General features: G+C 65.2%; 6 protein-coding genes. All 6 read left to right on the forward strand.

The genetic code is table 11. From position 1 onward, the window contains the following. Positions 1-19: 19 nt before the first annotated feature. Complete coding sequence (locus AC6EI8_RS22035) at positions 20-1,297, forward strand: MFS transporter (RefSeq protein WP_149320125.1); 1,278 nt, start codon at positions 20-22, stop codon at positions 1,295-1,297. 195 nt (positions 1,298-1,492) lie between these two features. After that, positions 1,493-2,008, forward strand: coding sequence for a single-stranded DNA-binding protein (locus tag AC6EI8_RS22040; protein WP_149320126.1), 516 nt, complete (start codon positions 1,493-1,495; stop codon positions 2,006-2,008). A gap of 679 nt (positions 2,009-2,687) precedes the next feature. Next, positions 2,688-3,449 carry a YuaM family protein gene (locus AC6EI8_RS22045; protein WP_498382881.1) on the forward strand — a complete coding sequence of 254 codons (762 nt, stop codon included), beginning with the start codon at positions 2,688-2,690 and terminating at the stop codon, positions 3,447-3,449. A gap of 739 nt (positions 3,450-4,188) precedes the next feature. After that, positions 4,189-5,406: an acyl-CoA dehydrogenase family protein gene (locus tag AC6EI8_RS22050; RefSeq protein WP_498382882.1), complete on the forward strand. Its 1,218-nt coding sequence runs from the start codon at positions 4,189-4,191 to the stop codon at positions 5,404-5,406. Between the two features lie 17 nt (positions 5,407-5,423). Continuing rightward, positions 5,424-6,788, forward strand: coding sequence for an LLM class flavin-dependent oxidoreductase (locus AC6EI8_RS22055; protein ID WP_498382883.1), 1,365 nt, complete (start codon positions 5,424-5,426; stop codon positions 6,786-6,788). A gap of 149 nt (positions 6,789-6,937) precedes the next feature. After that, a partial coding sequence (locus tag AC6EI8_RS22060) for a TerC family protein (protein WP_498382884.1) occupies positions 6,938-7,651 on the forward strand: 714 nt, incomplete at its 3' end.

Here is a 7,651-nt window from a genome sequence, read left to right on the forward strand (position 1 = left end):
CCGAGTCCCCACGAGCGCAATGCCGTCGACCCAGTCTTCTTCCCCAGCCGCGGCCGATGGTGCCGAACGAACAGCCGGCACGGTCTCCGCACGGATGAGCCGTATCGAACTGCGCGCCAGCGTGTCGCTGGCCAGCATCTTCGCGCTGCGCATGCTGGGCCTGTTCCTGATCCTGCCGGTCTTCGCCGAATACGCCCGTACGTTGCCCGATGGCCATGACGCCCAGCGCATCGGCCTGGCGATGGGCATCTACGGCCTGATGCAGGCCTTCCTGCATATCCCGCTCGGCTGGCTGTCCGACCGCATCGGCCGCAAGCCCGTGATGGTCGGGGGCCTGCTGCTGTTCGTCGCCGGCGGGCTGGTGGCGGCGTTCTCCGACACGCTGACCGGCATCATCGCCGGCCGCGCGCTGCAGGGCATGGGCGCGATCTCGGCGGCGATCACCGCCTGCATCGCCGACCTGACCAGCGAGCGCCATCGCACCAAGGCGATGGCGATGGTCGGCGGCAGCATCGGCCTGACCTTCGCGCTGTCGCTGGTGATTGCCTCGCCGCTGCTGCGCACCATCGGCATGCCGGGCATCTTCACGCTGATGTCGGTGCTCGGCCTGCTGGCGATCGCCGTCACGCTGTTCCTGGTGCCGACTCCGCCGCCGCCCCACCCGGACCAGCTGCCGCTGCACCGGGTATTGCCCAAGGTGCTGCTCAATCCCGATCTGGCCCGCATGAACGTCGGCGTGCTGGCGCTGCATGCCTCCCAGGTGGCGATGTTCATGGTGGTGCCGGGCATGCTGGCCGATGCCGGCATGCCGGTCGACTCGCACTGGAAGGTCTATCTGCCGGTCGTGCTGGTGTCGTTCCTGCTGATGCTGGCGCCGATGATGGCGGCCGAGCGCTACGGCCGGATCCGCCCGGTGCTGCTCGGCGCGGTCGCGCTGATGACGGCGGTGCAGCTGCTGTTCGCCGCGGTGCATGGCCTGTGGCCGATCGTCGGGGTGCTGCTGCTGTTTTTTGTCGCCTTCAACGTGCTGGAGGCGATGCAGCCCTCGCTGGTGTCGCGCTACGCGGCGGCCTCGCGCGGCGCCGCGCTCGGGGTCTACAACACCACCCAGGCGATCGGGCTGTTTCTCGGCGGCGCCGTCGGCGGCTGGCTGCTGCAGCACGCCGGCCGCAGCGCGGTCTTCCATGGCTGCGCGGCCGTGCTGGTGCTCTGGCTTATAATCGCCTGGGGCATGAAGCCGCCGCCCGCCAGGGTCCGCCACGGCGGCCCGGACAGCGAGCCGCAGCCGGCGCACTGACGCGGCGGCCTGCCGGGCACGACGTCTCCAGCGCGGTCCACGGCGGTCCACGGCAACGGCCGCATCACGCGGAAACGCTTTCCGGCGCCGGGCCGCACTACCATCGGCGCGCCGGGCGCAAATCAGTCGAAAGAGTCAAATCAGTCAGCACATTGCCGCGCCGCCCATCGGGGCGCGGTTCTCGGAGAACACCTCATGGCATCCGTCAACAAAGTCATCCTCGTCGGCAACCTCGGCGCGGACCCCGAAACGCGCTATATGCCCAGTGGCGATGCCGTGACCAATATCCGGCTGGCCACTACGGACCGCTACAAGGACAAGCAGAGCGGCGACATGAAGGAGCTGACCGAATGGCACCGCGTGGCCTTCTTCGGCAAGCTCGCCGAGATCGCCGGCCAGTACCTGCGCAAGGGCTCCCAGGTCTATATCGAAGGCCGCATCCGCACCCGCAAGTGGCAGGACCAGTCCGGCCAGGACAAGTACAGCACCGAGATCGTCGCCGAGCAGATGCAGATGCTGGGCTCGCGCCAGGGCGGCGGCGGCGGCGAGGAAGGCGGCGGCTACGCGCGCGAATCGTCGGGCGGCGGCTATGGCGGTGGCGGCGGCCGTGGCGGTGCGCAGGGCGGTGGTGGCGGCCAGGGCGGCGCACGCCGGCCGCAGCAGTCGCCGTCGAACGGCTTCGAGGATATGGACGACGATATTCCGTTTTAATCTTGTGTGAGCAGTACTTGTAAAGATCAGCCCCGCCGAACGGCGGGGTTTTTTCTTTTAAGCCGTGGGCTACACCGTTTAGGAGCGTTCGGGCGACCCGGATCCTATGCGGATCGCTTGAATCGGCGGCCACGCAGCTTTTACCGACCCCGGGCATCGGTGTTCGGCGTTACGACTTCGAAGAAGGTGCAGTCTTCTAACGTTGTGTGGGCAGGGGGCCTCGACGTACCTCTCCGCTCTAGCTGCGCGCATCCGAACGTGTGCCGCCTTAATGGGCGTCTTTCGATAAATGCGCGTGGGCAATGGCGAGATCCTCGAAGCGACTGTCCTTGTGGAGCTGATTGCGCTCCCGGAACCCTTGGTAAAAGTCCGGATAGGTCATCAAGCTCTTCGAGAAGGCATGCGCCTTCCTTTGTTACCGCGAGGGACTTCTGTTCGGCGTGCCGTCAATTTCGGTGCCTACGCCCGGACCTTGCAGTTACCAGTGACATCTCCAGTACGCAGGTGTCGATGCCGGGCGCAGATCATTTGGCAACCGTTCTTGCGACGAAAATGCCGCCGGAACGGCTAGGCGGAATGTTGCAGGCCCTCCTTTGTAGGGGTATATCAGCGAACGTAAGATGCGATGTATGTGGTTTAGCATCTTCTTTTGTTGGCATAAAATTGAAAGGGGGTAAATGTGAAAAATGATGCTATCGAATTTTTTGTTCGGCTTGAGGAAATGAAGCCGCTTCCACACGCGGAAGCGCGATCATGGTTAGAAACCAAAATAATGAAGCTGACGTCCGTGCTGCGGTGGATAGCGGGGACCCTCTTCTTGTTCTTGGTTTTTGTGGCGGGCTTGATCACCATATGGCCAGAGACTCGGATTCCGGCCGTGTTGGTCGCTGCGCAAATTGTCGGCTTGTTATCTATACTTTGTGCGCTCGCCGGCCTTGTCCTTGAAGTTCTTCCAGCGATCGTGACTGTTGCATTGGCGGACAAGTATGCGCAACGAAGACAAGTTCTCGCAGTCAAGCACGACCTTGGGCATGTTGAAACGCTGTTAAGGGAGAGTTCCACCGTAATGGAGATTGCCGGCAGATGGTTGGATGCCGAAATAAAAAGAATCAATGCAAGGCTAGGATTATTTGCAGGTTCCCCAGATAAGCTTGCGTTTATGTCGCTTGCGGGTCTTGGATGGAGCGCTTGGAAGGAGACGGGAGCGATTGTGTCGTCGTCGGGTTGGTTTGGAACGTCAGTGCAGTTCGGCCTAGCGTTCTTATGTGGTGGGGCTATCGGAGGACTCCTGCTACGAGATCGCCTCACACGGTTGGCATATCATCGAGAACTGCTCGATATGGCTCTATCCCAACAGAAAAAGGCAACTGCAGCAGTGGAAACTGAAAGCCTAAAAGCAGATCGGAAGCGCGCTACTATCGACGCGAGAGTCACTGGATGACGTTGCCTAGACGCGTGATTGTCTATCGCCCTGCTAGATCATCTTCACACGGAATGATCGAGCTCGAACCTTAGCTACCCGGAGATATATAACTATGACGAGAAGCGCATTCGAATTGGATTCCGAGAATCGGGGATGGATTCGCGGGTGGGGAGTGTTACGAGAAGCGTCATGGGATCTTCACGGCATGTATCCCACGGAAGAAGCCGCTCACATTGCTTGCAAGCAGCTCGAGGGATATGTCGTTAAGTACGGGGCACGCGAGCTCGGGTCCAACAATTTCGTTTCCGAGTGATATGGAATACGGTAGCCCGACTCTTGTGTAGCGCACTTGGTTCTGTGATCAGCGGGTACAACGCGGTTGGCCTACCCTATGGGGCACGAACACCGCGACGAGTGCTCCAGAGGTATGAGGGCTTCTCACGAAGGAGGAGCCGGGCGAGGGCTCAGATCATGCACTGCACTGGCTTTACTGTAGCGTTGGAAAGGGACAGGCTGGAGTGAAAGCCACGGAGTAAGTCTGGCCCTGCCGCTTCACCGGCATCCGATCGAGCCCGCGTCATGCGGGCTCTTTTCATTGGCGGACGTTCATCGGCGGATGGCATTTCGGCCGCGCGACTGCGCGCGCTCCTATCCAAAGAACGTCGCCGCAGATATCGATATCCCCTTTCCTTCGTTCCCCTCCGCCGGCCCCGTCCCTATCCTCTCAGGCTCGTATTGCAGACGAGAGGACCCGCCAATGAATGCCCCGTTGGACTTCGATGCGCGCCATGCCCTGCGCGCGGCGCTCGAGTCGCTGCCCGAGCTGGCGCAGAAGATCGGTACCGATGCCGCGGCGCGCGAGGCCCGGCGCCTGCTGCCCTATGAGGGCTTCGCGCTGTTCCGGCAGTCGGGCCTGGGCCTGTTGCGGATTCCGGTGGAGCAGGGCGGCCTGGGCGGCTCGCTGGTCGATCTGTTCGAGGTGATCGCGACCATCGCGGCGCACGAGTCCAACGTCGCGCATGCCTTGCGCATCCATTTCGATCAGACCGAGGCGCTGCGCCTGTCGCCGCGCTCGGCCTTCAACGACCTGCAGGTGCAGCGCATCGTCGGCGGCGCGATCTTCGGCGGGGCGTCGACGGAGGTCGGCACCGCCCGGCCCGGCGAAATCACCACGGCGCTGCGCCGCGACGGCGGCCATTACCGGCTGTCGGGCCGCAAGTACTACTCGACCGGCACGGCCTTCGCCGACTACGCGCGCATCAACGTCAAGGATGCCGACGGCGCCGATGCGTCGATCGTGATTCCGACCGATCGCCCGGGCTTCGGCGTGCTCGACGACTGGGACGGCATGGGCCAGCGCATGACGGCCAGCGGCAGCCTGGTGCTCGAGAACGTGCAGGTATTTGCCGACGAGGTGACCCGGCGCGGCAACAGCACGCTGGTCGGCCGCCATTGCGGCGCGTTGCGGCAGCTGCATCTGGTCGCGGTGGCCGCCGGCATCGTGCGCAACGCGTGGGCCGATGCGCGGGACTACGTGCAGCGGCATGGCCGTCCCGCGCTGCACAGTCCCGCGCCATCCGCGCGCGAGGACCATGTCATCCAGCAGGTGATTGGCGATCTGGCCGCGCACAGCCACGCGATCGACGCGCTGGTCCGGGAGAACGCGCGCGTGCTGGACCGCTCGGCCGACGCGCTGCAGGCGGGCGCCGACGATGCCGAGGCGCTGGTGCTGCAGGGTGCGCTGGCCACCGCGCAGACGCAGCTGGTGGTCAGCAAGCTGGCGCTGCACGTCGGCGAGCGGATGTTCGAGGCGGGCGGGGCGTCGTTCACGGCGAAGCGCTACAACTTCGACCGCCACTGGCGCAATCTGCGCACGATCTTCAGCCACAACCCGCTGCTGCACAAGGCGCGCGTTATCGGCGCCTACCACCTGAACGGCGAGACCACCCATCTGACCGAGGGCCGGGTGTTCTGAACACCGGCAGACGAGCCATGGCAACGACAATCAAACCGACAACGACCTCGACAGCGCCCCCGCGCCAGCTGCACCTGAACATCAACGCGCTGCATTCCGGCTTCGTGCCCTCGGCATGGCGCCTGCCCGCCAGCGATCCGGGCGCCTTCGTCGACGTGCAGCACTACGTCCGCGTCGCGCGCATCGCCGAGGCCGCGAAGTTCGATGCGATCTTCCTCGCCGACAACGCCTCGATCGCGGACCAGATCCATTTCCGTCCGATCACCGCGCTGGAGCCGACGCTGCTGCTGGCCTGCGTCGCCGCCGCGACCACGCACATCGGCCTCGTCGCCACGGTATCGACCAGCTACAACGAGCCCTACAACATCGCGCGGCGCTTCGCGACGCTGGACCATGTCAGCGGCGGCCGCGCCGGCTGGAATGTGGTGACCACCGCCGATGCGGGCTCGGCGCGCAATTTCGGCCGCGGCGCACCGCCCGACCACGGCCAGCGCTATGCGCGCGCCGACGAATTCACGGCGCTGGTCAAGGCGCTGTGGGACAGCTGGGAGGACGATGCCTTCATCGGTGACAAGGCCGGCGGGCGCTTCGTCGATACCGGCAGGCTGCAGCCGGTGGCCCATCACGGCGCGTTCTTCGACGTACACGGACCGCTGAACCTGCCGCGGCCGCCGCAGGGCCATCCCGTGCTGTTCCAGGCCGGCGGTTCCGACGATGGACGCGAGCTGGCGGCGCGCCACGCCGAGGCCGTGTTCTCGGCGGCGCAGTCATTCGAGGAGGCGCTGGCCTACCGGCGTGCGATCAATACGCGGGCGGAAGCGCTCGGGCGCGGCCCGAATGCCGTCAAGGTGCTGCCGGGCCTGACCACGATCATCGGCGCCACGGAGGCCGAGGCCCGGCAACGGCGCGATGCGCTGGTCGATCTGATTCCGTGGGACTACAGCCTGAACCGCCTGGCCGGCACGCTGGGCATCGAGGTGGGGCGGCTCGAACTCGATGCGCCCTTGCCGGACGATCTGGCGGTGCCGGCCAATGGCAACCACACGTTCTTCCGCGCGACGCTGGCCGCGGCGAAAGGGCGCAACCTGACGGTGCGCGCGTTGATCCGCGAGCTGGCGGGCGGCGGCGGGCACCGCGTGATCGTCGGCACGCCCGAGCAGATCGCCGACGACATCGAGCACTGGTTCCGCGATGGCGCCGCCGACGGCTTCAACCTGATGCCCGATGCCTTGCCCGACGGCCTGCAGGACTTCGTCGACGGCGTGGTGCCGATCCTGCAGCGGCGCGGCATCTTCCGCACCGAGTACACGGGCGCGACGCTGCGCGACCATCTGCAGCTGGCGCGTCCCGCCGGCAGGGCACCGGCGCGCGCGGCTGCCTGACCGAAGGCGCGCCGCGGTCTTGTCATCCTCCCACCTATTGACGCGGTAGCCGGCCCAGGCCCTACACTGTGGCGTATCCGGCTGCCGCGGCCATTCCCGTTCCGTGCGCAGCGTCCCCCCTTGCTCCTTCCCCACGCGACGATGCCCACATGGAATGGCTGACTGACCCCACGATCTGGATAGGCCTGGCGACGCTGATCGTGCTCGAGATCGTGCTGGGCATCGACAACCTGGTGTTCATCGCGATCCTGGCGGACAAGCTGCCGCCGGAGCAGCGCGACAAGGCACGCATCATCGGCCTGTCGCTGGCGCTGTTCATGCGGCTGGGTCTGCTGTCGGTGATGTCGTGGCTGGTCACGCTGACGCGGCCGCTGTTCGCGCTCGGGCCGCTGGAATTCTCGGGGCGGGACCTGATCCTGCTGGGCGGGGGCATCTTCCTGCTGGTCAAGGCCACGCTGGAGCTGCACGAGCGGATCGAGGGCAAGTCCCACCATGAGAGCGAGAAGCCCGCCTATGCCGGCTTCTGGCTGGTGGTGACGCAGATCGTCATCCTGGACGCGGTGTTCTCGCTGGACTCGGTGATCACCGCGGTCGGCATGGTCGACCATCTGAGCGTGATGATGGTCGCGGTGGTGTTCGCCATCGCGGTGATGCTGTTTGCATCCAAGCCGCTGACGCGCTTCGTCAACGCCCACCCCACCGTGGTCGTGCTGTGCCTGAGCTTCCTGCTGATGATCGGCCTGAGCCTGGTCGCCGACGGCTTCGGCTTCCATATCCCCAAGGGCTATCTGTACGCGGCGATCGGCTTCTCGGTCGGCATCGAGGCGCTGAACCAACTGGCACGCCGCAATCTGCTGCGCTAC

Source organism: Cupriavidus sp. R6-3 (assembly GCF_059772245.1).

Bases quoted from the DNA above. Each gene is read 5' to 3' on its own strand.
- AC6EI8_RS22050 (WP_498382882.1), top strand. From the start codon at position 4,189: ATGAATGCCCCGTTGGACTTCGATGCGCGCCATGCCCTGCGCGCGGCG.
- AC6EI8_RS22035 (WP_149320125.1), top strand. From the start codon at position 20: ATGCCGTCGACCCAGTCTTCTTCCCCAGCCGCGGCCGATGGTGCCGAA.
- AC6EI8_RS22055 (WP_498382883.1), top strand. From the start codon at position 5,424: ATGGCAACGACAATCAAACCGACAACGACCTCGACAGCGCCCCCGCGC.
- AC6EI8_RS22040 (WP_149320126.1), top strand. From the start codon at position 1,493: ATGGCATCCGTCAACAAAGTCATCCTCGTCGGCAACCTCGGCGCGGAC.